Annotated in this window: 23 protein-coding genes; 13 read left to right on the plus strand and 10 right to left on the minus strand. The window is 52.4% G+C overall.

All coding sequences use genetic code 11. The annotated features are described in order from the left end of the window. The first annotated feature begins 86 nt into the window (after positions 1–86). Positions 87–1,079, plus strand: a complete 993-nt coding sequence (glpX, locus tag K349_RS0114495) for a class II fructose-bisphosphatase (protein ID WP_029166477.1) — start codon at positions 87–89, stop codon at positions 1,077–1,079. A gap of 356 nt (positions 1,080–1,435) precedes the next feature. Here the strand turns inward: glpX and hypF are convergent, their stop codons facing one another. Then, entirely contained in the window at positions 1,436–3,739 is a 2,304-nt protein-coding gene (gene hypF, locus K349_RS0114500) for a carbamoyltransferase HypF (RefSeq protein ID WP_029166478.1), read from the minus strand. Positions 3,740–3,826: 87 nt separating this feature from the next. On the opposite strand from hypF, the gene K349_RS0114505 reads away from it, so the two are divergent. The 5 genes from K349_RS0114505 to K349_RS0114525 are packed head-to-tail and all read left to right on the plus strand — an operon-like array spanning position 3,827 to position 9,795. Then, positions 3,827–4,357, plus strand: a complete 531-nt coding sequence (locus K349_RS0114505) for a cob(I)yrinic acid a,c-diamide adenosyltransferase (RefSeq protein ID WP_029166479.1) — start codon at positions 3,827–3,829, stop codon at positions 4,355–4,357. A 19-nt stretch (positions 4,358–4,376) separates the two neighbouring features. After that, positions 4,377–5,420, plus strand: a complete 1,044-nt coding sequence (gene mnmA / locus K349_RS0114510; protein ID WP_029166480.1) for a tRNA 2-thiouridine(34) synthase MnmA — start codon at positions 4,377–4,379, stop codon at positions 5,418–5,420. Then, positions 5,417–7,927: a Lon protease family protein gene (locus K349_RS0114515; RefSeq protein ID WP_029166481.1), complete on the plus strand. Its 2,511-nt coding sequence runs from the start codon at positions 5,417–5,419 to the stop codon at positions 7,925–7,927. The genes mnmA and K349_RS0114515 overlap by 4 nt, the downstream gene beginning before the upstream one ends. Beyond that, entirely contained in the window at positions 7,917–8,648 is a 732-nt protein-coding gene (locus K349_RS0114520; RefSeq protein ID WP_157367406.1) for an endonuclease III domain-containing protein, read from the plus strand. The genes K349_RS0114515 and K349_RS0114520 overlap by 11 nt, the downstream gene beginning before the upstream one ends. After that, positions 8,641–9,795, plus strand: coding sequence for a DUF362 domain-containing protein (locus tag K349_RS0114525; RefSeq protein ID WP_029166483.1), 1,155 nt, complete (start codon positions 8,641–8,643; stop codon positions 9,793–9,795). The genes K349_RS0114520 and K349_RS0114525 overlap by 8 nt, the downstream gene beginning before the upstream one ends. Before the next feature lie 154 nt (positions 9,796–9,949). Here the strand turns inward: K349_RS0114525 and K349_RS0114530 are convergent, their stop codons facing one another. Next, complete coding sequence (locus K349_RS0114530) at positions 9,950–10,243, minus strand: YerC/YecD family TrpR-related protein (protein ID WP_029166484.1); 294 nt, start codon at positions 10,241–10,243, stop codon at positions 9,950–9,952. Between the two features lie 131 nt (positions 10,244–10,374). Then, on the minus strand, positions 10,375–11,475 hold the full coding sequence (locus tag K349_RS0114535) for an aminotransferase class I/II-fold pyridoxal phosphate-dependent enzyme (protein WP_029166485.1): 1,101 nt from the start codon (positions 11,473–11,475) through the stop codon (positions 10,375–10,377). 356 nt (positions 11,476–11,831) lie between these two features. On the opposite strand from K349_RS0114535, the gene rplU reads away from it, so the two are divergent. The 7 genes from rplU to rsfS all read left to right on the plus strand — a co-directional run bounded on the left by rplU (position 11,832) and on the right by rsfS (position 16,954). Next, positions 11,832–12,149: a 50S ribosomal protein L21 gene (gene rplU / locus K349_RS0114540; protein WP_029166486.1), complete on the plus strand. Its 318-nt coding sequence runs from the start codon at positions 11,832–11,834 to the stop codon at positions 12,147–12,149. A 12-nt stretch (positions 12,150–12,161) separates the two neighbouring features. Beyond that, on the plus strand, positions 12,162–12,500 hold the full coding sequence (locus tag K349_RS20160) for a ribosomal-processing cysteine protease Prp (RefSeq protein ID WP_084460419.1): 339 nt from the start codon (positions 12,162–12,164) through the stop codon (positions 12,498–12,500). Next, complete coding sequence (gene rpmA / locus K349_RS0114550; RefSeq protein WP_029166488.1) at positions 12,487–12,777, plus strand: 50S ribosomal protein L27; 291 nt, start codon at positions 12,487–12,489, stop codon at positions 12,775–12,777. The genes K349_RS20160 and rpmA overlap by 14 nt, the downstream gene beginning before the upstream one ends. 116 nt (positions 12,778–12,893) lie before the next feature. Then, positions 12,894–14,270, plus strand: a complete 1,377-nt coding sequence (gene obgE, locus K349_RS0114555) for a GTPase ObgE (RefSeq protein WP_029166489.1) — start codon at positions 12,894–12,896, stop codon at positions 14,268–14,270. 250 nt (positions 14,271–14,520) lie between these two features. Further along, positions 14,521–15,153, plus strand: a complete 633-nt coding sequence (gene nadD / locus K349_RS0114560; RefSeq protein WP_029166490.1) for a nicotinate-nucleotide adenylyltransferase — start codon at positions 14,521–14,523, stop codon at positions 15,151–15,153. 6 nt (positions 15,154–15,159) lie between these two features. Beyond that, positions 15,160–16,482, plus strand: coding sequence for an LCP family protein (locus tag K349_RS0114565; protein ID WP_029166491.1), 1,323 nt, complete (start codon positions 15,160–15,162; stop codon positions 16,480–16,482). A gap of 76 nt (positions 16,483–16,558) precedes the next feature. Continuing rightward, positions 16,559–16,954 (plus strand): ribosome silencing factor, encoded by a 396-nt coding sequence (rsfS, locus tag K349_RS0114570; protein WP_169731360.1) that lies wholly within the window; start codon positions 16,559–16,561, stop codon positions 16,952–16,954. A gap of 400 nt (positions 16,955–17,354) precedes the next feature. Here the strand turns inward: rsfS and tpiA are convergent, their stop codons facing one another. The 7 genes from tpiA to K349_RS17395 form a co-directional block, all read right to left on the minus strand. After that, positions 17,355–18,164, minus strand: a complete 810-nt coding sequence (gene tpiA / locus K349_RS0114575; RefSeq protein WP_245588067.1) for a triose-phosphate isomerase — start codon at positions 18,162–18,164, stop codon at positions 17,355–17,357. A 104-nt stretch (positions 18,165–18,268) separates the two neighbouring features. After that, positions 18,269–19,462 (minus strand): phosphoglycerate kinase, encoded by a 1,194-nt coding sequence (locus tag K349_RS0114580; RefSeq protein WP_029166494.1) that lies wholly within the window; start codon positions 19,460–19,462, stop codon positions 18,269–18,271. 44 nt (positions 19,463–19,506) lie between these two features. Continuing rightward, on the minus strand, positions 19,507–20,529 hold the full coding sequence (gene gap / locus K349_RS0114585; RefSeq protein WP_029166495.1) for a type I glyceraldehyde-3-phosphate dehydrogenase: 1,023 nt from the start codon (positions 20,527–20,529) through the stop codon (positions 19,507–19,509). Between the two features lie 428 nt (positions 20,530–20,957). Beyond that, entirely contained in the window at positions 20,958–21,776 is an 819-nt protein-coding gene (gene whiA, locus K349_RS0114590) for a DNA-binding protein WhiA (protein WP_245588091.1), read from the minus strand. Positions 21,777–21,859: 83 nt separating this feature from the next. After that, positions 21,860–22,921: a uridine diphosphate-N-acetylglucosamine-binding protein YvcK gene (locus K349_RS0114595; protein ID WP_084460421.1), complete on the minus strand. Its 1,062-nt coding sequence runs from the start codon at positions 22,919–22,921 to the stop codon at positions 21,860–21,862. A 65-nt stretch (positions 22,922–22,986) separates the two neighbouring features. Continuing rightward, positions 22,987–23,874, minus strand: a complete 888-nt coding sequence (rapZ, locus tag K349_RS0114600) for an RNase adapter RapZ (protein ID WP_029166498.1) — start codon at positions 23,872–23,874, stop codon at positions 22,987–22,989. A 38-nt stretch (positions 23,875–23,912) separates the two neighbouring features. Continuing rightward, entirely contained in the window at positions 23,913–24,593 is a 681-nt protein-coding gene (locus K349_RS17395; RefSeq protein WP_211240369.1) for a MogA/MoaB family molybdenum cofactor biosynthesis protein, read from the minus strand. Between the last annotated feature and the right edge of the window lie 98 nt (positions 24,594–24,691).

The following is a 24,691-nucleotide window of genomic DNA, read 5'->3' on the forward strand; positions in this document are numbered from 1 at the left end:
AACACGGGGTGTGCCAAGCAAGCAAATGGGGAAAAAGGAACCATTCGTGGAGACCACTGAAACAATCTATTAGGGGGTGTATTTTTTTGGACAAACCAGACCGCAACATGGCGCTCGAATTGGTTCGGGCTACAGAGGCCGCTGCAATGGCAGCAGGGAGATGGATGGGACGAGGCGACAAAAACGGCGCCGATGGCGCAGCCGTGAATGCCATGCGTTTCATGCTCAACACGGTGACAATGGATGGAATCGTCGTCATCGGCGAAGGGGAAAAAGATCAGGCGCCTATGCTTTTCAACGGCGAGCGACTCGGTACGGGAGAACCGCCCCTCGTGGACATTGCCGTGGATCCCATCGACGGAACGACACTCACCTCGCAGGGACGTCCCAATGCAGTGAGCGTCGTCGCTGTTGCAGAAAAAGGAACGCTTTTCAATCCGAAGCACATCTATTACATGGATAAAATCGCGACAGGCCCGGAAGCAGCAGGAGTGATCGATATCAATGCACCCGTTGCAGAAAACATCGCCGCAGTTGCAAAGGCAAAAAAGAAAAGCAAGGAGGACATTACCGTCGTGGTTCTCGATCGCCCAAGACACCAGCAGCTCGTGTCCGAGATCAGAGCTACGGGGGCGCGCATCCGCTTCATCTCCGACGGAGATGTCTCGGGAGCACTCATGACGAGCAAGCAGGGCAGCGGCATAGATCTCCTCATGGGCATAGGCGGATCGCCGGAAGCAGTCATCACCGCCTGCGCACTCCTGTGTGTGGGAGGGGATTTCCAGTGTAAACTGTGGCCCCGAAACGACATCGAGGCGGCTCAATGCAAGGAAAAGGGACTCGACCTCAAGAAAGTGCTCTATATCAATGACCTGGTAAAAAGCAACAATGTGTTCTTTGCGGCAACAGGCATCACGGATGGAGAGCTTCTCCGAGGTGTCCGCTACGACGGGAATCGCATTCACACACATTCCCTGGTCATGCGTTCAAAAAGCGGGACCATCCGTTATATCGACGCCCTCCACAGTGCAGAGAAATTGCAGACTTTCAGCAGCATCAACTACAGTGGAAAATCTTAGCTGTTCTTTCCCCTGAGATTTTCCAGCACGAAGAAGAGGCGCAATGTGTCAATTTGCCTGCGTTTCTTCTTCGTGTATTGATAGCTGCCTCCGTTCTCAAATTATTTAATATTAATATAATTTGAGTTCCTTTTCAAAAAAACAATTCTTTTTATAGGAAGCTCTGAATAAAGGACTTTCGCCTTCCCTTGACTCGGGTCGCATCAGGCTCTGCGAGGCGCCCTGCGGGGCTGACGCAGCCTTATTCAGAGATTCCTATGAAGTTACTCAAAAAAGAAAGAATCGCTACAGTGCCCTGAGAAATCACAAAAACACACCTGAACACACCTGCTTTTTCGAGGGGGATCCATCCCTTTTCATTTGAATTTTCGTTCTGAACAAGCGGCCTTCCAATGAGCCGCACCGATCATCGCCTGTCCCAGAGCGACACATTCATCATTGGGAGGAATCTGTCGGTGCAGTAATGGGACAAGCCCAGCCCTCTCCAGACGGGCTCGGGTTTCCTCTAGCAGGCGCATATTCTGCCAAACACCTCCGGAGAGGGCCACCTTTTCCGTTTCCAGGGACCTGCCGAGATGAACGCACACTTCAGAAAAAACGGCAGCAAGGCCAGCATGAAAAGCCTGAGAAAGCGCTCCGGACCCCATCGTTCCCCGATTTTCAAGAAGCCAACGGACCGTCGGCCTCCAGTCGATGCGGAGAACGTCCTCTTTCGCTACGACTGAAAAGGGGGCCCGCACATCACACTCGACTTCAGCAATATCCTCCAGCTCCATGGCGGCTTGAGCGTCGTAGGAGACCTCCGAGCGCAAACCAAGCAGCGCCGCCACACCGTCAAAGAGACGACCGCAGGAGGTCGTTCTCGGAGCGTCAAAGGCCAGCCTATCTAGAACATCGAACACACTCGCCCTCTCGGGCCAGAGTTCACTCCCAAGTACCTTCGCCTCGTTTTCGCCGACCGCTCCTGCCAGGAGGGCATAACCGATACGCCACGGCTCCTGTACTGCTCGGTCTCCCCCAAGGAGTGGAAAACTCTCCAGGGCCCCCACCCGGCGAAAGAAACGAGCATTTCCATAGAGGAGTTCGCCTCCCCAGAGCGTTCCGTCCGTCCCATACCCCACGCCGTCCAGGATGACCCCGAGTGAGGATTCCTCAACGCGATTTTCAAAGAGACATGCCGCGAGATGTGCGTGGTGGTGCTGTACGGTCAGCGTCGCTTCAAAAGAAGAAGCAAGTGCCTCCTCGACGAGGCGGGAAGAGACGAATTGAGGATGAAGATCCTTCACGAGAAAACGGGGAGTAAGTTTGAACAATTCCAGGAAATGCAGGAGCGCATCCTTGTAGAGATCCATTGTCTCAAGTTCCTTCAAATCCCCTAGATACTGACTCAGAAAAATCGAGTTTCCCTGCGTCACCGCGAAGGTCGCCTTCATTTCCGCTCCCGCTGCGAGAAGCTCTGGAAGCGGTGCGTCAGCAACAAATGGCGTGGGAACGTAGCCTCGCGCTCTTCGTATCACCACGGGAAACTCCGACGAACAGGCAACCACGGAATCATCTATGCGCCGCCGTATGGGGCGGTCGTGTTCAAGAAAAAAATCCGCAAGATCGCGGAGCCGGATGAGCGCCTCGGGAGTATCCGCTACAAGCGGCTCGTCACTCAGGTTTGCGCTGGTCATGATCAGCGCGTCGAAGTCCTCCATCAGCAGATGATGGAGAGGTGTGTAGGGAAGCATGATTCCCAGTGTGTTTCGATAGGGGGCCACGAGAGGCGACAAGATTCCCTTTTCCTTGATGAAGCAGAGAAGGATGGGTGCCGCCGGAGAAACGAGAAGTGCTTCGGCTTTTGCGGAAAGCCTCACGAGCCGCTTTGCCACCGTCGTATCCTTCACCATGAGAGCAAAGGGTTTGTGAGGACGGACCTTTCTCTGTCGCAAACGAAGAATTGCCTCGTGATCCTCAGGCCGCACAGCGAGATGAAATCCACCCAATCCTTTGATGGCAACAATGTGTCCCTCTCTCAAAGCACAGCTCGCCCGCAGCAACGCTTCGTTTTCCAGAGCCAGTTCCTCCCCATCCCGGGAAAGGAACCGCAGACGTGGACCACAGGCAGGACAGGCCACGGGTTGGGCATGATAACGACGATCGTTCACGTCCTCATATTCTTTTGCGCAGGAGGGACACAGAGGAAAGGATGCCATCGTCGTCCCAGGACGATCGTAGGGAAGAGATGTAATGATGGTAAAGCGGGGACCGCAGTTCGTACAATTCGTGAAAGGGTAACGGAAGCGACGTTCACGTGGATTCTTGATTTCCGCAAGACATTCCGCACAAGTTGCGACATCGGGGGGAATAAAGACCTGCTGTTCCTCCTGGGAAAGACTGGGAAGGATGGAAAACGCGGAACGGGGCGACGAGGAAAGAAGTGTTCGCTCCTGCACGGAAATATCGTTTATCATCGCAAGAGGCGGAGGCGATGCGGTCAGATCTCGGAGAAAAGCATCAACCGCAGTGGACTCGCCCTCCAAAAGCACCTCCACTCCACGAGACGTGTTTCGTATGTCACCACCCACTCCGTGCCGTGCGGCAAGACGAACACAAAAAGGACGGAATCCGACACCCTGCACGGTGCCGATCACAAGACAAGAAACGCGGATGTTCATTGACAAACCTCCATTCCATGGCGCATTCTAGGACACATTGAAAAGTTTCACAAGAGAGACGGCGCGAAGCACGTCAAAGGAGGGACCATGACACTCTACGAGCGAGGAATCGTACACATCTACACCGGAAACGGCAAAGGGAAGACCAGCGCCGCCTTTGGGCTCGTACTTCGTGCCGTAGGACATGGCGCTCGAGTCGGCATCATCCAGTTCCTCAAGGGCTGGGATTTCTACGGAGAAATCAAGGGTTTGTCTTTTCTTCCTTCCGTGGATCTTGAGCGGACAGGAAGAGCGACCTTCGTTGATAAAAAGGCTCCCCACGCCGAGGATTACGCGGAAGCCGCCCGCGGTGCAGCCTTGGCGGAGGAGTGGATCCTCTCGGGGAAATACGATTTGATCGTGCTTGATGAAATCAACGTGGCGACGCATTACGGTCTGGTCTCCTGGGAGAGCTTAAGGCGCCTTCTTGAAAAACGCCCGTCCCACGTCGAAGTAGTGCTTACGGGAAGATACGCCACCGAAGAAGCGTGTCGTTTCGCCGATCTGGTCACGATCATGGAAGACAAGAAACACCCCTTCTCGAAAGGGATCAAGGCGGCACGGGGGCGGGAACATTGATGTCTCTGCGAGGTCTCCCATGAACGTTCTCCTCGCCATGAGCGGCGGCATCGACAGCTCTGTGGCAGCTCTGTCGCTGCTCCGCGAAAATGCCGCCGTCCGCGGGATATTTCTCAAAATGCATGATAAACACGTCACCGAAGAGGAACGCGTACAGGAAATCTGCGACGTCCTCGGAATTCCCCTTCGCACTCTGGATGTGCGCGATCTCTTTTCCGATCGGATTTTACAACCCTTTCTGGAGGAGTACGGACGGGGTTTCACACCTAATCCGTGCGTTCTCTGCAATGCGGAAGTGAAATTCGCCGTTCTCTTCAGGTTTGCACATCTGGAAAACGCGGACTACGTGGCTACCGGCCACTACGCGACATGCGCTGTTGTCTCCGGGGACGTCGGGATTTTCCGGGGAACGGACGAAAAAAAGGATCAAAGTTACATGCTCTATCGCCTGCGAAAAGAGTGGCTCCCATCTCTTCTGTTCCCTCTAGGAACACAACACAAGCGCGATGTCGTTCGAATCAGCCAGGCACATTTCGGCAACCTCTTTTCTTCGGTGAAGGAAAGCCAGGATATCTGCTTTCTTCCTTCGGGGACGCTTCGAAACTACCTCGAGAAAGCTCTTTCAGAAATGCCCGACGGAGAGATCGTCTCCCTCGACGGAAAGACGCTTGGTAGACACGGAGGGCTCTTTCGATATACGATTGGGCAGCGAGAAGGCTTGGGCTTGTCCGGCGGCCCGTGGTTCGTCGTCGCCGTTGACGCAATGGCGAACAAGGTTGTCGTAGGCGAACGGAAAGATCTGGATGTTTCTGTAATACAGTGCACACGATCGAATTGGCTCGTGTCCGCTCCAGAACGACACGAGCCGCATTGTGCCCAGTTTCGATACCGCTGCCGTCCCGTACGATGCACCTTTACCCTCCATGCTGATGATCACTTCGTCGTGACACCAGAGGACCCGGTGGAGGGAGTGGCCCCAGGCCAATCTCTCGTGCTTTACCAGGGCGATCGGCTTCTTGGAGGCGGCATCATCGAAAAAACCGTAAGGAGGAATCGTTCATGACCGTGCGCGATCATGCTTTGCTCCCACCTGAAAAATTGCGAAAAACCACCGACCCGGCGGTCCTCGGCTTTACGACGACGTCGAACATCGATTGTCTTGAGGGACTCATCGGACAAAAGCGGGCAGTCAAATCCATTTCCTTTGGCCTCGCCGTTCCGGCCAAGGGGTACAACATTTTCGTCGTTGGAAACCCAGGAAGCGGACGCACCACCTACACGCTAAAGCAGCTCCAGAGCCGGGCGGAACAAGAAACCACTCCGGAGGATTGGGTCTACGTGTACAATTTCGCAGATCCAGGACGCCCTCTCGCGGTAAACCTCCCCGCAGGAAAAGGGAAGGAGCTGGCCTCTCGACTGGAGGATCTTGTGGAAGATCTCAAGATCACCCTCAACAAGGCCTTCGAGAACAACCAGTACGAGGACAACAAAGCGACACTGGTGAAGGAGTTCCAGGAGCAAGTCAACGCCTTCATGGAGGAGCTCCGCACCTGGGCCGCGGAAAAGGGATTCGCCATCAAACGCACCCCGCAGGGCTTTGTGAATATCCCTCTTGTGAACGAACAGACCGAGGACGGCAATACAACCCAGCGGGAAATGCAGCAGGAGGAATTCGAGGGACTGAGTGAGGAGCGCCAAAAGGAGCTTCAGGGCAACTCCGAGCAGATCTCTCAGAGAACACTTGAAACACTTCGAAAAATCCGGGATCTCGAAAAATCTCTGAAGGAGCGCATCAAAGATCTGGAAGCCGAAATCTGCCGAAATGCCATCAAACCTTTTCTCCAGGACCTGGGGGATGCATTCGGGCACGAGGGGAAGATCGGCGAGTGGATTGACGATCTTGCGGAGGACATCATCGCAAATTTCAGCATGTTCATCGCAGCCGCCAGGGATGAAAATGCCGAGGTTGACTTCAGTCGTTACACGGTGAACGTCTTCGTCTCAAACGATCCGGAGAAGGGAGCCCCCGTGGTTTTCGAGACAAACCCGACCTATTACAACATGGCCGGAAAAGTCGAATATGAAAGTCGCCAGGGGTATCTCTACACCGATTTTAGACGTATCGTCGCCGGAGCTATGCACAAGGCGAACGGAGGCTACCTTCTCCTTGAGGCGGATGACCTTTTCCGCCATTTCATGTCCTGGGACGCCATCAAGCGCGTTCTCAAAACAGGAGAGCTTGTTATCGAAAACCTGGGGGAACAGCTCGGATTCGTCCCCGTCTCCTCTCTTCGGCCAGAGCCGATCCCCCTTCACATCAAGATCGTTATCGTCGGTACCCGCTGGATCTACCACCTCCTTACCATCTACGACCCGGAGTTTCCGAAACTGTTCAAGGTCAAGGCCGACTTCGACGTTGACATGATACGCTCCGAGGAAACCGAGCGTGACATGGCTCGCTTCGTGGCAGGATTCGTGAAAAAAGAAAACCTGCTTCCCTTCACGAATTGCGCCGTGGCGGAACTGACCGAGTGGGCTTCGCGTCTCGCCGGACACCAGGAACGACTCTCTACGCAGTTCAACCGTATCGCTGAAACCATCGTGGAAGCCTCCGCATGGACACAGATGGACGGCAAGGACATCGTACAGCGGGAGGACGTGCGCAAAGCCATCGAAGAAAAGACATTCCGGGCCAATCTTATCGAAGAGCGCATTCAGCGAATCTTCGAGGATGGAACAATCCGCATCGACACGGAAGGCGCGATAGTCGGACAGGTCAATGGCCTGACCGTCATCGATATGCGCGATCACGCCTTTGGTCAACCGGTTCGGATCACCGCCAACGCCTTCATGGGACAGGAGGGCGTTGTCAACATCGAACGCGAAGTCAAAATGACCGGCCCTATCCATAACAAGGGATTACTCACTCTGAGCAGCTACCTCGGACGTATGTACGCCCAAGACATCCCTCTAGCTCTGTCGGCCCGCATCGCCTTCGAACAGACCTACGACGGAATCGAAGGCGATAGTGCCTCCTCGACGGAGCTGTACTGCCTCCTTTCCGCCCTTTCCGGAGTTCCCATTCGACAGGGCATTGCCGTAACGGGTTCCGTGGATCAGTTCGGTAACATTCAGCCCATTGGAGGCGCCAACGAGAAAATCGAAGGATTCTATCGCTATTGCAAAGCACGACGACTTACCGGAGATCAGGGTGTACTGGTTCCCGTACAGAACGTGCAACACCTCATGCTGCACCACGAAGTCGTCGAAGCGGTAAGAAACGGAGACTTCTCCGTCTGGGCCGTATCCAACATCGGAGAGGGCATTGAAATACTGACGGGTGTTCCCGCGGGGACGCCGGGCGACGATGGGGAGTACCCTGAAGAATGTATTCACGGCAAAGTGAAAAAACGCCTCAAAGAATGGCTGAAACGAGCCTCCTCACTGAAAAAGGAGTTGGGAGAGACCAACGGCGGAACAGCTGCGAAAACAAGCGCCAACAACGAGGAGGATGCTGGAGAAACAACAGGCCCACAGGATGACAATGACGACACGGACAATGTCGAATAATAGAGGAGAAAAACATTTCCTGGAAAAACGGGGTAAAGGGCTCTCCCGGAAATGGGTGGCACAGATTCTCGACATTCTCGAGGCAAACTGGGGAATGGAGGCAAATCCTCACTTCGTCTCCACCGAAGACCCTTTGGATGGATTGATACTTACGGTCCTCTCCCAGAACACGAACGACAGGAACAGAGACACCGCTTTCCTGCGTCTCAAACAGCGGTTCCCCTCCTGGAAAGAAGTGCACGAGGCACCGACGGAGAATCTGGAAGAGGCGATCCGTCCAGCAGGGTTGGGACCAACGAAAGCGAAGCGCATCATCCGCCTTCTCTCGCTGATCCTTGAGGCTTTCGGCGACTTCAGTCTCTCTTCCTTGCGAGGGTGGAATCCAGAGGAGGCAAGAGCCTATCTCGAAGCACTCCCTGGCGTGGGAGCGAAAACCGCCGCGTGCGTTCTTGTCTTCGATCTGGACATGCCCGCCTTTCCAGTGGACACACATATAGCGCGACTCTGCACCCGTATCGGCTTTGTTCTTCCCGGAACAACTCCGGAAGGTATTGCGCGCATTATGGAGCAATATGTCCCGAAGGACCGCTACCGTGGTGCACACCTCAACTTCATTGAACACGGGCGCCATGTTTGCGGCGCCAGAAAACCAGCCTGTGAGGAATGCCCCCTTCGCCTACGCTGCAACACGGGGAAAGGAGGTGGATCTTCTCGTGATTGACGCTACCCTGTATCTTGTCGGTGTCGCTCCCTGCCAGGACTACGGGCCGGAAAAGGTCCGTGCCGCAGTGGACAGCGCCGTCGCACATGCAGGTGGATGGCCTCTCATTTCCGGAGATGTTCTCTTCAAGGCAAACCTCCTCGCACCCCGTAACCCGGAAGATGCGGTGACAACCCACCCGTCCGTTCTTCGGGGAGCAATCCATTCGCTGAAAGCACGCAATCCGGAGATACAAGAACTCCTTATCGCGGACAATCCCGGCTATATTTTTAGTCATCAAAAAGAAATGCTCCTCTCCAAGAGCGGCATGGCAGAACTGGAACAATCCGGACTCGCCAAGGTGGAATTACTTTCCGAACGGGGGCTCGTCAATGTGGGGAAGGGGAAGGCTCTTCTCTCGTCCATGCGTATCGCACGCACCTATCTGGAGGCCGGGACCGTGGTCAACGCGGCCAAGCTGAAAACACATGTGGAGACGGAAATGACGGGATGCCTGAAAAACATCTTCGGCATCGCGGATACATCGACGAGAAAAAGTGCACACACCTCCAGGTCGGACGAGCACCTTTGCCATGCTATCCTTGACATCTTCGAAATTCGCCCACCGGAATTTCATCTTCTCGATGCCGTGACCGCCATGGAGGGGAAGGGACCATCCCACGGAACCCCTCGCCACCTCGGTTGGATTCTCGCCGGGAAAAACGCTCTCGCCATCGATGCAGTGGCGGCGTGGATGATGGGATACCAGGATCCCTTCTCGATTCCGCTTTTGCGCGTTGCCCGCAAACGCGGCATAGGGCCAGGGTCTCTTGAGGCAATCCATCTCCAGGGAGCATCTTGGGAACAGATCCGCTGTCCTGGCTTCAAGAGAGCTCCGGGAAATATCCGCTGGATTCCTACGTTTCTAAGAGGTGCGGTACACGGGCTCGTCAGAGTTAAGCCGCTTCTTCAGCGGGAGCACTGTGTTCGCTGCGGCATCTGTGCCACCGTGTGTCCCGTGAATGCCATCGAACTTCGGGAAGGATACCCCGTTATCGACTCGAACCGCTGTGTTTCCTGTCTTTGCTGCCACGAGATGTGTCCTCCCGGAGCGATGACCGCAAAGGAGAATTTTTTGGCTCGGATTGCCATTCGAAACAGGGCCTGAGCCTGACTCACTTTCGCTCGATGCTCCTGTACAAGAAAACCATGCACAAAGGCCGGAGGCGTTCCTCCGGTCTTTGTGCATGGTTTTCTCTTGAGTCGCGAATATTTTCGCTCCTGCGGGAAAAAGCTGCGGAACGTTTTCTTCTGAAAGAGACCTACTTTTCTTCCTTCATTCTCTCAAGAACCAGCTTGTATCCATCCGCGCCATACTCGAGAAATTTCTTGACGCGGCTGATCGTCGCGGTGCTCGCTCCCGTCTGCTGCGCAATCTGAGGGTAGGTATATCCCTCACTCAGGAGGCGCGCAACTTCCAAACGCTGTGCCAGAGCCCGAATTTCACCTATAGTGGCAATATCCTCCAGGAAACTGTACACTTCCTCCGGGTTTTCCAGCGACAAAAACGCATTGCACAGTTGATCCGTCAAACGATCCTTCCACTTTTCCGCCATGCAGGATTCCTCCTCCGTGTGTTCCAGAAATCAGGTCATCCTATTTCCTTTCACCGCATTCTAGCACATACTCCGGAGAGGTTCAAGGATCACAACGGTAAAGTGGAGCATGCACAGCGAATCACACATCCTTACGCCAGAGCACTTGTCGACAGGGAGTGCTCTTCTTCGCCACCAACACATGCCTGGCTACATTCATCCAGAACGGCCCGCATGTCTTCCTCGCGGCCGACGGTGATACGAAGCCATGTCCCTTCCCAGGGGAGATCGCTGAGAAATTTCACCCGAATGCCTGCCCGTTCAAAAAGAGAACGGGCGAAGCGTTCCTCGGCTGTGGTACGCAGCAGAACAAAATTTCCGTCACTGGGGAAAGCTTCCCATCCGGGAATTCGTGCCATGCTCTCCACAAAACGGTCTCTCATGTAGCGGATACTGTACACGCGGCTTTCCATCCATTCTCTGTAGTGGAGAAGGATCTTCGCGATCTCTTGGGTAAGTACATTCACATTGAAAGGCCCCCGCACATCATTCAGTGCCTTACAGATTTTTTCCCCGGAGACAGAATAGCCGAGGCGGATGCCTGCGAGCCCCCACGCCTTGGAAAGAGTGCGGAGAACAAGCACATGGCGGGGAAACCCTTCTTTTTTAAAAATATCCAGAACAGATTGACCACCAAACTCGATGTACGCCTCATCGAGGACGACAGGGCAGGGAGAAAGTCTGGCTAATCTCGCCAAAAATTCCGGTCCCATGGAAAAACCGGTAGGATTATTGGGACTGTCGAGAAGGACAAGCTTCGGCGACGATGCAGCTACGGCATCCAAAAGCGCCTCTTCGTCGATGCGAAACATTCCCTGCCGTGAATCCAACTCCACGGGCACAGTCTTCTCGCGAGCTCCGAACACACGAATCAGGTGGGAATACTGCGAAAAGGAAGGATGCAGACGAAGGACCACATCCCCGGGTTTGACGAAAGCGAGAAAACAGAGAAAAAGAATCTCGTCGCCGCCATTGCCCACAATAAGTTGGCTCGCATCCACATTCACGTATCCCGCCAAGGCCTCCCGGAGGGATCGATATTCCGGCTCAGGGTAACGATTCAAAGTAATCGTTGAAAGGAGATCCCGAATCTCTTCTCTCGGGGAGGGGGGAAGATCGAACGGATTCTCATTCTTATCGAGGCAAACCTCACCTGTGTTCATTGCAAAAAACGCTTCGCGACCAAACCGCATGACCCCTATCTCCTCCTTGATTGCTGTTTACTCCGATAAAATGATGTTTTTGTCAACGTTGGGCAGTCTATCATGTCTTTCTTCGCCCGTCAAGTCCCCTTTCTTTGCTTGTGGCCATCAGGAATGCGATAGTTTCAGAGTTCTTTTCACTGCCTGAATGCAGAGAACTGCTGCTTAGTCCGTGACCTTCGAGTTCCGTATAAACAGCAAGCCAAGAGAAAACCGCAAAAAAACTTGACGCAAAGGACAGGTATTCGTAAAATGCTTGGGTTAGTATTCGTATGCGCATGGGACAGGTGCAAAAGAATCCTTTCGGATCACCTGAAAAATCCCAGCGGAAAGGGGACAGACTGTTCATGTACGCAATTGTTGAAGCATGCGGCAAGCAGTATCGTGTTGCTCCGGGAGATGTCGTCAAGATCGATCATCTTCAGCTCGCCGAGGGCGAGCCTCTTCGTCTTGAGAAGATTCTCTTCGTCCAAAAAGACGACGCAACGGTGACGGTGGGAACGCCTTTTGTCCAGGGAGCCTCTGTGCGTGGAACCGTCTTAGCGCATGGCAAGGATCCGAAAGTGATGGTCTTCAGATACCGTCGCAAGAAAAACATCCGAAGATTTCGCGGCCACCGACAGCAGTTCACTCAAGTGAAAATTGAAGGCATTGATGTAGAGTAATCTCTATAAAAAATGACGACTGTGCGTGTTTTTCGACGAGAAGGAACCATTGCAGCCGTCATAGCCGAGGGACATGCAGGTTATGCTCCGTCCGGTCAGGATATTGTTTGTGCTGGCGTATCGGTTCTTATGCAATGCCTCCAAGTTGGCCTAGAGGATGTGATTGGCCTCCGGGATGTTGAAATCACATGTGACGAAAAGGATGGGATGATGTCCATCCATTGGCACAATGGGAGTCATCCGTGTGTTGCTGTGCTTGCGGAATCTATCGTGAGAAGTATATATGGCATCTCCGCCGGATATCCGGAGATGGTACGGATCATAGAGGAGGATCACCATGCGGATCTTTAATCTTCAGCTTTTCGCGCATAAAAAGGGACAGGGCAGTAGCACCAATGGGCGTGACACGATTGGAAAGAGATTGGGCGTCAAAAGACAGGATGGCCAGTTCGTTCTTGCGGGAAATATCCTTGTTCGCCAACGGGGAACCACTATTCACCCAGGGAAGAATGTCGGTTGCGGCAGGGATTATACTCTCTTTGCCCTTGAAGAAGGGATTGTTCGCTTTCAGATGAAGGGAAATCGGAAAGTCGTCAGTATCGCCCCTGTGTCTTTGGAAGTAGAGTAATCCCTGGAGAATGACTTGGCTTGGACACAACGGAAACTGTGTTATGGGGCCGCCATGTGTGTGGTCCCTTTTTTCTTTTTCTTTGGGAAAAAATGAGTGGGAGTGGACGGTTTTCCATGAAATTTATCGATAAAGCAATACTTACCCTTCGTGCAGGCAAGGGCGGAGATGGATGTATGAGTTTTCGCCGCGAAAAATTCGTCCCTCGCGGAGGACCCGATGGAGGGAACGGAGGACATGGTGGTAGTGTTTTTCTCGAAGCTACCAGGAGCCTTCACACTCTTGCAGATTTTGAACATCGTCACCTTTTTGCTGCAACCGAAGGCGAGCGGGGAAGGGGAAAGAAGCAGCATGGGCGTCGCGGAAAAGATAGTGTCATCCATGTCCCCTGTGGTACCCTTGTCTTTGAAAGGGGGAGCGAAGAGACACCTCTCGCGGATTTGACAGAACCCGGAGATAGGTTTCTCGCAGCCCGAGGCGGAAGAGGTGGAAGAGGCAATGCTCATTTCGCGAACGCGGTGAGGAAAACACCTCGCTTTGCCGAGAAGGGCGAACCGGGAGAAACACGTACCCTTCGACTTGAACTCAAGCTCATTGCCGATGTTGGACTTGTGGGTTTACCAAATGCCGGAAAATCAAGCCTTCTGGCCGCACTTTCGAATGCGCAACCGAAAATTGCGAGCTACCCTTTTACGACCCTGACGCCAAACCTGGGGGTTCTACCCATGGCGGATGACCGTGTTGTCATTGCAGACATTCCCGGACTTATCGAAGGTGCGAGCGAAAATCGGGGGCTCGGACATGATTTTCTCAGACATATCGAACGAACACGGTTGCTTGTGTATCTTTTCGACATCAGCGACAACAATGTGGATACTGTCCGTACACAATGGAATATTCTTCGACAAGAGTTTGCTGAATATGACAAAGCGCTTTTGGAAAAACCCTTTATCCTTGTTGGAAACAAAATCGATCTCCTTTCCGATCACGGAGAAATCATTCTTTCACATCTTCTCTCTGCACACGCCACACCCTGGAACAAAGCCGAGGGCATCTTCTTGATCAGTGCGAAAGAAGGGATTGGAATAGAAAAGCTCATCGAAGGGATCTCCCGTTTTTCGGCACGACATCCACGGAACGCAATGCCATCCCGTCTTTTTGCACCTCTTGAGGGTGGACCGAATACCTCAAGAACGCTGGAGACGCGTATGCCTCTCGTCATCATTCCGGAAAATGCACACACCTTCAGAATCGTACACACCTATCTCGAGCGAGCTATTCTTCGATTCGACTTCGAAAGCGACGAAGCAATCATGCGTTTCAACAATCTTCTCCGACGATATAAAGTTGAAGAAGCCCTTGAAGCTTACGGAGCTGAAGAAGGCGATACTATTCTGCTTGGGGAATTGGCGTTCGATTTTCTTCCCCAGAGAAGTGCGGAGGCGGAGGGGAATAGGCACGCGCTCGCTTCCTCCGAGGAAGAACATCCCTAACCTCAAATCACGGAATCTCTGAATAAGGGAATAAGGCTACGTCAGCCCCGCAGGGCGCCTCGCGGAGCCTGATGCGACCCGAATCAAGGGAAAGCGGAAGGTCTTTATTCAGAGCTTCCTTAAATTTATTACATAAAAATATGAGCGCCAACGCATGACCTGTGGATGCTTTTTATCTACAGCGACCAAAATTTTGACCGGGATTTTTCGAAAAGTTCGGAAAGAATAAAAGAACGGGAGCCGATTGAGTATGACGGACGCACATGTTCTCAAGAAAAGGCGTATCGGCATCATGGGGGGCACCTTCGACCCTATTCATTTCGGCCACCTTGTCGTTGCGGAGGAAGCCTATTCCGCGCTACGACTTGAGGAGGTTTTTTTTGTTCCGACGGGATCCCCTCCCCACAAGGCAAAAACACGCGTCTCCATGCCCGAGGATCGGTACACCATGACGCTGCTCGCGACACTTGACAATCCACACTTTCGTCTTTCGCGAATTGAAATTGATAGAGGCGGCTCCAGTCATACCGTTGATACTATCCGGGAAATGCATCATTGGTACCCTCCGGCGAGCGTGGAGTTTTTCTTCATCACGGGAATGGATGCCGTTCTGGACATCCTGTCCTGGAAGGAACCCTTTGCCTTGAGCCGCATCTGTCGCATTGTCGCAGCAGGACGCCCCGGTTACAGCACCTCTGCACTCGATGACCTTCCGCCGGAAATCAGAGAAGCCATCGTTCCTCTGGAGATTCCACTTCTTGCCATATCGAGCACGGAAATCAGGGAACGTGTTGCAACGGAAAGAAGTATCCGCTATCTGGTTCCTTGGCCGGTGGAGCATTTCATTCACAAAAAGGCCTTGTATTTTCGTCATGGGCGGTGAGGAATCATGACAAAGATAAAGATCGTTCTCGCGATTTTTCTCGCATTGCTTTCCAGCGGGATAGGAGTCGCGCTGAGATTGCAGCAGGTGATTCAACCTGACTCCAGCGATATCAAAGAAAATTTTCACTACAATCAGACATCCGGATCCGTCACGATACTGCTTGTGGGCGTGGATTATACGGAAGGCTCCAGACGAGCTGATTCGATTGCCGTTGCCACGATCAACATCGACACCAAAAAGATCAAAATTCTCTCGATCCCCAGAGACACCCGAGTCCAAATCCCTGGACACGGCTGGCAGAAGATCAACCATGCCTATGCTTTTGGTGGAAAAGATCTCCTTTACAAAACGATCATCAACTATTTGGGCATCCCCATTGATTACTTTGTCGTCCTCAACTACGATACTTTTCCTGCATTGGTCGATCTGGTGGGCGGCATTGATCTTCTTGTCGAGAAGAGACTCCATTACGTTGACAGAGCCGGTGGACTTTACATCGATATCCCCGCGGGGCAGCAACATCTCGACGGGAAACGTGCACTTCACTACGTTCGTTTTCGCAACGATGCACAAGGGGATATTGGGAGAGTGAAGCGACAGCAACGTTTCATGGCAGCACTCCTGGAAAAGATAAAAAAACCTGCGATGTTACCTAAACTACCTCAGATTGTTGAGGAAACTATCCGTAATATCGAGACGAACATGAACACTACCCAGGCACTCCAACTAGCATCCTATTTGAAGGATGTCTCCGTGGAGGACCTGGTTGCAATGACACTTCCGGGAAACCCTGCCTACATTTCCGGAATCAGCTATTGGTTGGGGGATCTCAACGCCACGGCCAAATTTCTTTCCTGGGCAGAAGACGAGAATGCAGAAGAGCCTCTTTCTCAAGACCTTCTCTCTTTCCCCGGAAGAGGGGACTCCGAGAACACTTCGGGCGATGACTCACTCGCCGTGGCCGAACCAACCCTCACAAGACAGGACATGGAAGCACTTGTCCAGTCCATCGTGGAACGTGTTGCCGTTCTGAATGGAAATGGAACGAAGGGGATTAGCAAGGATGCGGCTACCTTTTTGCAAAAAATAGGTGTTGATGTCGGCTATGTCGGGAATGCAAAACATTTTGATTATCACACGAGCAATATTCTTTACCCGCAAAACGCCAATGAGAAAGTACGAAAAACGGCAAGTAGCCTCGGCGTTCTTTGTGAGATATCGCCCAGACTCATCAGGCCTGATGCAAAAGTAGCCTATGCCACGCTTATCCTGGGACATGATTACAAAAAAGTCCTTTCTAAACTCCAGGCCCTCGCGCAGCAATAAATAAATTAACAATCAAATCCAAAAAAGAATTCTATGTGCGCATATAATTAAAAAAAGAAAAGATGGGGGCATGCAAATGGAAGAGCATAAGACACTGCTAGAAGAACATGAGAATAGGACGAATGAGGATTTTCGTGAAACGCATCGCATCATTAAAGCACTTGACGATAAGCATGCCATGGACATTTTGTTTCTCGATCTCCGTGATTTTACGACGGTCTCCGACGCATTCATCCTCGCCACGGCAAATTCTGAAACACACCTGCAAACGCTACAAGATACAACAGAAGAGGTAATGGGAGAGTTAGGCCTTTTTTGCCAGCTTGAAGGCCAAACCAGCAATCGTTGGCGCCTCGTTGATGCAGGACATGTAGTGATTCATCTCTTCAGTAAAGAGGGACGAAAGTTTTATGGCCTCGAGCGCATCTGGGGAGACGCGCCGCGCACACAGTTTGGGGAACACAGTGAGTAAGACACAAGGGTGCCGTTTTATCGTCGCGGAGCAGTAAGCTCATGCTTTTTCGTGTCCTATAATGTATCTTATGTTGCACTTGTGGTGTTGGTGTCTACCAAGCTCTTCTCATGTGCTTTCTCGAAATATCCACGGAACTTTGTTCAAACAAGTTGCGAAATTGTGGATCCACCCATAATTTCGCAACTTGTTGTTTCGTTGCTCTGCATAAGGCTTGTGACAAACACATATCGCTGGAGTCAGGCTGAATCACCGGCCACAATCTCAGCGCACTCAGCGCGACTCCTATTTTGAGAAAACCCTGAATAAAGACCTTTCGATTTTCCTTGACTCGGGTCGCATCAGGCTCTGCGAGGCGCCCTGCGGGGCTGACGTAGCCTTGTTCAGAGATTCCTTGAGTTTAGGCGAGAACCTTCAGAGCACCCTCAATAATTTCCAAATAGCTATCGACTTGCAAAGAGGCTCCTCCGATCAGCGCTCCGTCAATATCCGCTTGTCTCAACAATCCTTCCACGTTACCCGGCTTGACACTTCCACCATAGAGAATCGAAACCGCCTCACCGGCTTCTTCGCCAAAACGCCGAGACAGCAATTCCCGAATATGACGACACACATCCTGGGCATCCTCGTCTCGTGCGTTTTTCCCTGTTCCAATGGCCCAAACGGGCTCGTAGGCAACAATAAGGGATGCGAGGACATCTTTGGGGGAAACGTCCTTGAGTGCTTCGGTGAGCTGCCTTTCCACCACCTCAAAAGTGGAATTCCGTTCACGCTCTTCCAGCGTCTCGCCTACACATAAAACGGGGGTGATACCACCTGCAATACATGCACATACTTTCTTTCCCACAGCGATGTCGGTCTCTCCAAAAAGTTGCCGCCTCTCGCTATGTCCTATAATAGCATAATCACAGGCCATCTCCTGCAGCATAGGGACCGAAATCTCTCCCGTATACGCCCCTTCTTTTTCCCAATGTACGTTTTGAGTGCCATATTTGAGAAAAGGAAACATTTCTTTTCCTTCACGAAACACGTGGAGACTCAGCGCAGGTGGAAAAAGTGCCACAACGAGACGATGTTCCATAATCGCCTTTTCAATCGTCTGAGAAGATTTCACTCTTTCTACCAGCTTCGAGAGAAAGCTCCGGGCAGCTCCAGGACCGTTATACATTTTCCAGTTTCCGGCAAGGAAAACACCACGTTTTTTCTTCACCACAACCACACTCCTTTTTCCTTTTTATCTTCATCTTCTTCCAATTCTTCCAAACGAAAGCGGGGAGCAAAAGCTCCCCGCTTTTTCTTCTTCAAGTTCATAATCTAGGCATGTTCGATGAACGGTTCCACACCGGGAAGGGTTTTTCCCTCGAAGAACTCAAGACTTGCTCCTCCACCGGTAGAGACGTGGCTGACCTTTTCGGCAAACCCAAGTTCGTTGATAGCTGCGGCGCTGTCACCACCTCCGACCACAGTGAGAGCTCCCTCCCTGGTGGCTTCGGCCATGGCCTCACATACCGCACGAGTTCCTGCCGCAAAGGCGGGAATCTCAAAAACACCCATTGGACCATTCCAAAGGATTGTCTTCGCCTGGGTCAAGATTTTCGCAAAGCGTTTGCACGTCTCCGAGCCGATATCCAAACCCATCTCTTCATCGGGAATGGCATCAACAGAAACCAGAGATACTGGAACGTCAGCCCTGCACTCTTTCGCCACAAGAACATCCACGGGAAGATGAATCGCGATGTTTTTTTCTTGCGCAAGAACCAACATCTCTTTCGAAAAGGCGAGCTTCTCCTCCTCGCAGAGGGAATTGCCGACGTTCTTTCCCATGGCTTTCAGAAATGTGAAGGCCATGCCTCCTCCTATGACAATGGAAGAAACTTTGTCCAGCAGATGCTCAATGACCCCGATCTTGTCAGAAACTTTCGCTCCGCCCAAGACGAGCACAAAGGGCTGCCTCGGAGCATCACGCACCTCTCCGAGAAATTCTACTTCCTTCAATAAGAGTTTTCCCGGATAGGAAGGCAACACTTCCGCGACGCCTCGTGTGGATGCATGCGCCCGATGAGCGGCACTAAAAGCATCCATGACAAAAGCATCAAAGGGTACAGCGAGATTCCGTGCAAATTCTTCGTCGTTCTTCTCTTCCTCCGAATAAAAACGAACATTCTCCAGAACAACGAAACTTCCACGAGAACACTGTGCCATGGCGCCCTGAACAGCATCACCAACACAGTCGTCACAAAAAGCGACATCCCATCCCGTTAGTTTCCGAAAATATTCCGCCACCGGCCTCAAGGAGAACGAAAGGTCTTTCTTTCCTTTCGGCCGGCCAAGATGCGAAACCAAGGCTGTCTTCGCCCCGGCATCTTTCAGCAGGCGAAGTGTTTCTAAATGTGCCCGGATCCGAGTGTCGTCGGTCACGCGCCCCTCTTTCATGGGAACGTTGAAATCAACCCGGACGAGAACGTTTTTCCCTTGAAATTCCTCAGCATTGATCTGCCGAAGCTTCATGAGTACGACTCCCCTCCTACAATCCCCTTGGTGAGTCCTGCCGTTTAGAATCCCTTACGAACCATGTAATTCACAAGATCAATGATTCGGCAGCTATATCCCCATTCGTTGTCGTACCAGGCGAGAACTTTCACCATTGAATCGACCACCATGGTGTGAAGTGGGGCAAAAATAGAGGAATGGCTATCACCGACGAAATCCATGGAGACAAGATCCTCCGGTTCATAGGCCAAAATGCCCTTCAAGGGACCTTCGGCGGCAACTTTCATGGCCGCGTTGACTTCCTCCGCCGTCACATTCTTTTTGAGCAGTGCAGAGAGGTCCACCACGGAGACATTCGGAGTCGGTACACGCAGGGCGAATCCGTTCAATTTCCCCTTCAGCTCCGGAAGAACCTTTCCAATGGCTTTGGCAGCGCCTGTGGTGCTGGGAATGATGGAAAGAGCCCCTGCCCTTCCGCGGCTGGGCTTTTTGTGGGGGAAATCAAGAATTGTCTGATCGTTCGTATATGAATGAGCAGTTGTCATTAACCCGTTTTCGACACCGAAGGACTCGTGCAGAACTTTCACTACGGGCGCAAGACAATTCGTCGTACACGACGCATTCGAGATGATATGGTGCTTTTTCGGGTCGTAGACCTGTTCATTCACTCCCATAACCACCGTCACATCTTCTTCTGTAGCCGGAGCAGAGATGAGGACTTTCTTTGCTCCAGCGGCAATATGTGCCTTGGCTTTCTCCGCATCGACAAATTTTCCTGTGGATTCGATCACGATATCGACACCCATGTCTTTCCAGGGAAGCTTCGCGGGATCCTTCTCCGCAAGGACTTCCACTTTGTTTCCCGCAATGAGCAGTGCATTGTCTTCACAGGCCACATCACCAGCAAAACGCCGATGCACTGAATCATATTTAAACAGATAAGCAAGGCTTTCGGGGGGTGCAAGGTCGTTCACCGCAACAACATCGAAAAGCTGGTCTTCGACGGCACCATGCTGAAAAAATGCCCTCAGTGTCAATCTCCCGATACGGCCAAAACCGTTGATTCCCACGCGTATTTTGTTCATGATCAATCCCTCCTGACTCAAGCTGAAATTCGCTGGAACTACCCTGCTGCCACCAAGTTCCGAAACTCCGTTGGAGCGGGAAGAGAACATGAAGCGGAAGCATAGCTCAGCTACGCCCCCGCTCTCTCACCTCACAAAGGGTTATTGCAGAAAAGAACAACGCTTTTCGTCTTGAGCTCATCAACAGGACTCTTCAAGGGAAAACCATGTTTTCATAATACATGGTGCTCGTGATTTTGGCAAGACGGCATTTCCGTCTGAAATCAGCACATTTCGTGCACCTTTCCATACGACACCGGACAAAAGTGTTTCAGGAACTTCTTCTGCGCAATAAATCCCCCAAGTAAAAAACAATCATTTCCTTCCCGCGGAAGCCAAGAACAATCCGAGCACATCGCAAAGAGACCATCCCACACGCTGGTCTGGTCTCACTTCTCCTCCTCAGTCGCAGTCTCCACTCCTGCCCAGCGACTGAGTTTGTTCCAACGGTATTCCACAGTACTCTTACTGACAGGCTTGGAGAGCATTTGCCCCAGTTCCTTGAGGGTCAGACTGGGGTGTTGGAGACGAAGCATCACCAATTCTTTCAAGTCGTCGGGAAGGTATTCGAGGGCATTCATCTCCACGAGCCTTTTTGAAAGTGCAATGTGTCTGGCAGCAGCCTCCAGGCTCTTCCGGATATTCGCGGAGTCACAGTTGACGATCATATTTGCCCGCTCCCGTAGGGAACGCACTCTGGCGTTTTGTTCCAACAAGGTAACTGTCTTCGTCAACCCCAAGCACTCGAGAACGCGGCTGATCGTCTGCTGGTCACGCACAAGCCATTCAGCGCGTCGGCCTCGCCGCCTCGACGATGCCCGGACATTCAAGCCTCTCAGAATTCCCTGAAGACGAAGACGCGTCTGATCCTCCTGTGGTTGTTTCAAAGCAAGGTAATAACCAAAACGGGGTAAATAGAGCGAACCAAGATTTCCCCAAATGCCCCTAAACCAGGGAACAGGCCTGGAGAAAAGCTTTTTGAAAACTTCGGCGTTTCGCTCCTGCACCTCGGAATAAAGCCTACCAGGAAGCGTCAGAAGAATTCTCCCGTGTTTCTCCCTAGGCACTGAAAGCAATTCTCCAAGTTCCTGCAAGCCTTTCCAGGAGGAACTGTTCCAAAGTCTTCGCAATCTGCGAAAAACCCAGAGACGTCGACTTCCGAGATGGATTTTATCCTTCCCGTTGGATGAAGAGGACACTAAATCCATTCCCGAGAGAATACCATCAATTTCTTCCTGTGTTTCCTCCGCTCTTTGAGCAAAAAGCACCCATTCGTCCCAAAGTCGGTTCGTCAGTTTTTCCACGTTTGTCTCTCTTGGGATTCACGGGTGATGCGGATGATCGCTTCCGCGAGATTGTGGCTCTGATGGCGGACTATCTTCTCTTTGTTCAAGGCGAGGAATGAGCCGACAACAACATTGATGCCCTTCCGGCGCATGTTTTCGAGCTCCTCTTCTCCCAGATAAAGCGGACGTGCTCCTGCCAACGCATAGCGCTTCGCCACAGCCTCAGGGACCTGGTCTTCATTGGCAAGAACATAGTCAGGATAGCGGCGTGTCGTGCGGGCGATCCATTTTACATGATCGAAGATGCTGAATGTTTCCGTCTCGCCCGGCTGCGTCATGAGATTTGCCACGTACACGACAGGCGCAGGGCTTTTTCGGATCGCGGAGGCAACTGCGGGAAGTAGGAGATTCGGCAAGATGCTCGTGAAAAGACTACCGGGACCCAGGACGATCACTTCTGCCCGTTCCACCACGGAAAGGACGTCCGGGAGAGGTGTCGCTCCGGGAGGCTCAAGCCAGATCTGTTCCAATTTCATGCCATTGCGCGAAATATCGAGTTCACCCTTGACGTGAAGATTCTCCTTGGTTCGCCCGTGAAGGCTTACCGCCTCGGTCGTCACAGGCAATACCCTACCGCGAATAGCGAGCAGATTGTTCATTTCCTCCACCGCGAGACGGAAATCTCCGGCAAGTTCCGTAGCCGCAAGAAGAATGAGATTACCCAAACTGTGCCCGGCCAATTCGCCCCGGTCGAACCGAAAGCTGAGAAGACGATTGAGAGCACTGTCATCTTCGGCAAGGGCAACCAGGCAATTTCGGATATCTCCAGGAGGAAGAACACCCCACTCCTGGCGAAGTCTCCCTGAGCTTCCCCCCTCGTCGGTAACCGTGACTACCGCGGTGAGATTTCTCGTAAATCCCTTGAGTCCTCTCAACAGTGTGGATAGACCGGTCCCACCTCCGAAAGCGACAATCTGCGGGCCCATGGAAAGGCGTATTTCCCTGGCTTTCGCCATAACATCGCGCTTTGAGTGGTTTCGTCGTTTGTTCCATCGCTCAAGAAGCATTCTGAGGATGGATATTCCGATCCCCCCGCTACGATGCCGAGCGCAAATTCCACCCAAGATGGCATCTACCAACGTGCCTCCTTATCGATGTCTCGGTGACGAACGGTGCATACCCATCCCTTTTCTCGAAAATGGGCGCCTATCCATTCCGCCACAGCGACGGATCTATGCCTTCCTCCGGTACAGCCCACCCCGACATGCATCTGCATTTTCCCCGTGTTTCCATAAAGGGGCAGCACAAGCTCGAGAAAGCCCAGTAACGATGTCATGAGCCGTTCCGACTCCTGAAGATTTCTGAGATATGTCTGTACCGCATCGTCCCTGCCCGACAGAGGCCTCAGCTCCTCACTGTAGTAAGGGTTCAGAAGAAAGCGGACATCGAAAAGGAAGTCACAGTCTTTGGGAACACCATATTTATACCCGAAGGAACTGACAATAAGTGTGACATGTTCCCGAGAAGAGCCCAGCTCTCCAAGAATTTTTTCCCGAAATGCGGTCGGCAAGAGACCGGACGTGTCAAGAACAACATCCGCAATATCCCGAATGGGTGCCAGGACATCCCTCTCCCAAGCAATTCCCTCCAGAATCGGTATTCCTCCAAGGGGATGTCGTCTTCGAGTCGTCTCAAAACGGCGAAGCAGTTCCGCATCATCAGCATCGAGAAAAACAAGCCTGACATCGGAAATGGAACGGCGAAGAAATCCCATCACCTCGATGAGATCATGCAGAAGTGCCTCGCCCCTGACGTCAACGACAGCGGCGACACCGTGCTCCACTGCCGCTTTATGCGTTCGAAGTACATCGAACAGTTGAGGCAAAAGCGACGGCGGAATGTTATCAATGGCGAACATACCCTGATCTTCAAGATGATGCAGGGTTGTCGTCTTTCCACTACCGGAGATTCCCGTAATGATGATACAGCGGGACACTTTTTCGTCGTTTTCCCCTGGCACGATGATCTCCCAACCTTTTGGCATGAGCCGAATGGGTATTACGCATGGCTGTGATGGTGCGTATGCGAACCACAGTCCTTTTCCCAATTCCGGAGGATCTCCACCGCATGACGAAGAACGGGAGCCACCGCGCCGAAGCACTCCCGCGCTCCACGTTCGCTTCCTGGAAAGGACACGATAAGAGATTCGCCTCGCGTGACGGCGAGACCTCGCGTCAATATCGCTCTGGGTGCGTTTTGCCATGTCAAAGCCCGCATGGCTTCACCGATTCCAGGAACAACACGAGATGCGACGGAAAGGAGGGCCTCCGGGGTCACATCCCTGGTAGCAAGCCCCGTTCCACCGGTCGTGAGAACCAAATGGCAGTCATCTTCATCTATCCATTGCTTTATCGTTCCAGCAATCATGTCTCTTTCATCAGGAACGATACCACGTTGCCGGACAATGCCGCCGATGTCGAGAACAAGTTCTTCGAGAGCCGGCCCCGCCGTGTCGATTCGCTCACCCCTACTCCCTTTGTCGCTGATGGTGAGGATACCAACCGAAAGAGGACGAAGAGGCAATAATTTTTGGGATAACGTCAGGAATCCCGAGCGGAGGACCTCCACCTCGCAAGACGCAGGTGAACACCGTACTACTCGAAGAAAACACTCCTCTTCATCATCCTCGGGCTTGAGAAACACGCCTTCTTCCATCTGAGAAAAACCAGAGAGAGTCACATGCAAATCGTCTCCCTCGGCCGCCAAAGGCGTTCCCGGAGACAAAAACACTATCTTTCCGGGAGATCCGTTGATCGCGGAGAAGCCCTTCGCGTTTC

It is taken from the genome of Aminiphilus circumscriptus DSM 16581 (genome assembly GCF_000526375.1).
GTDB lineage: Bacteria > Synergistota > Synergistia > Synergistales > Aminiphilaceae > Aminiphilus > Aminiphilus circumscriptus.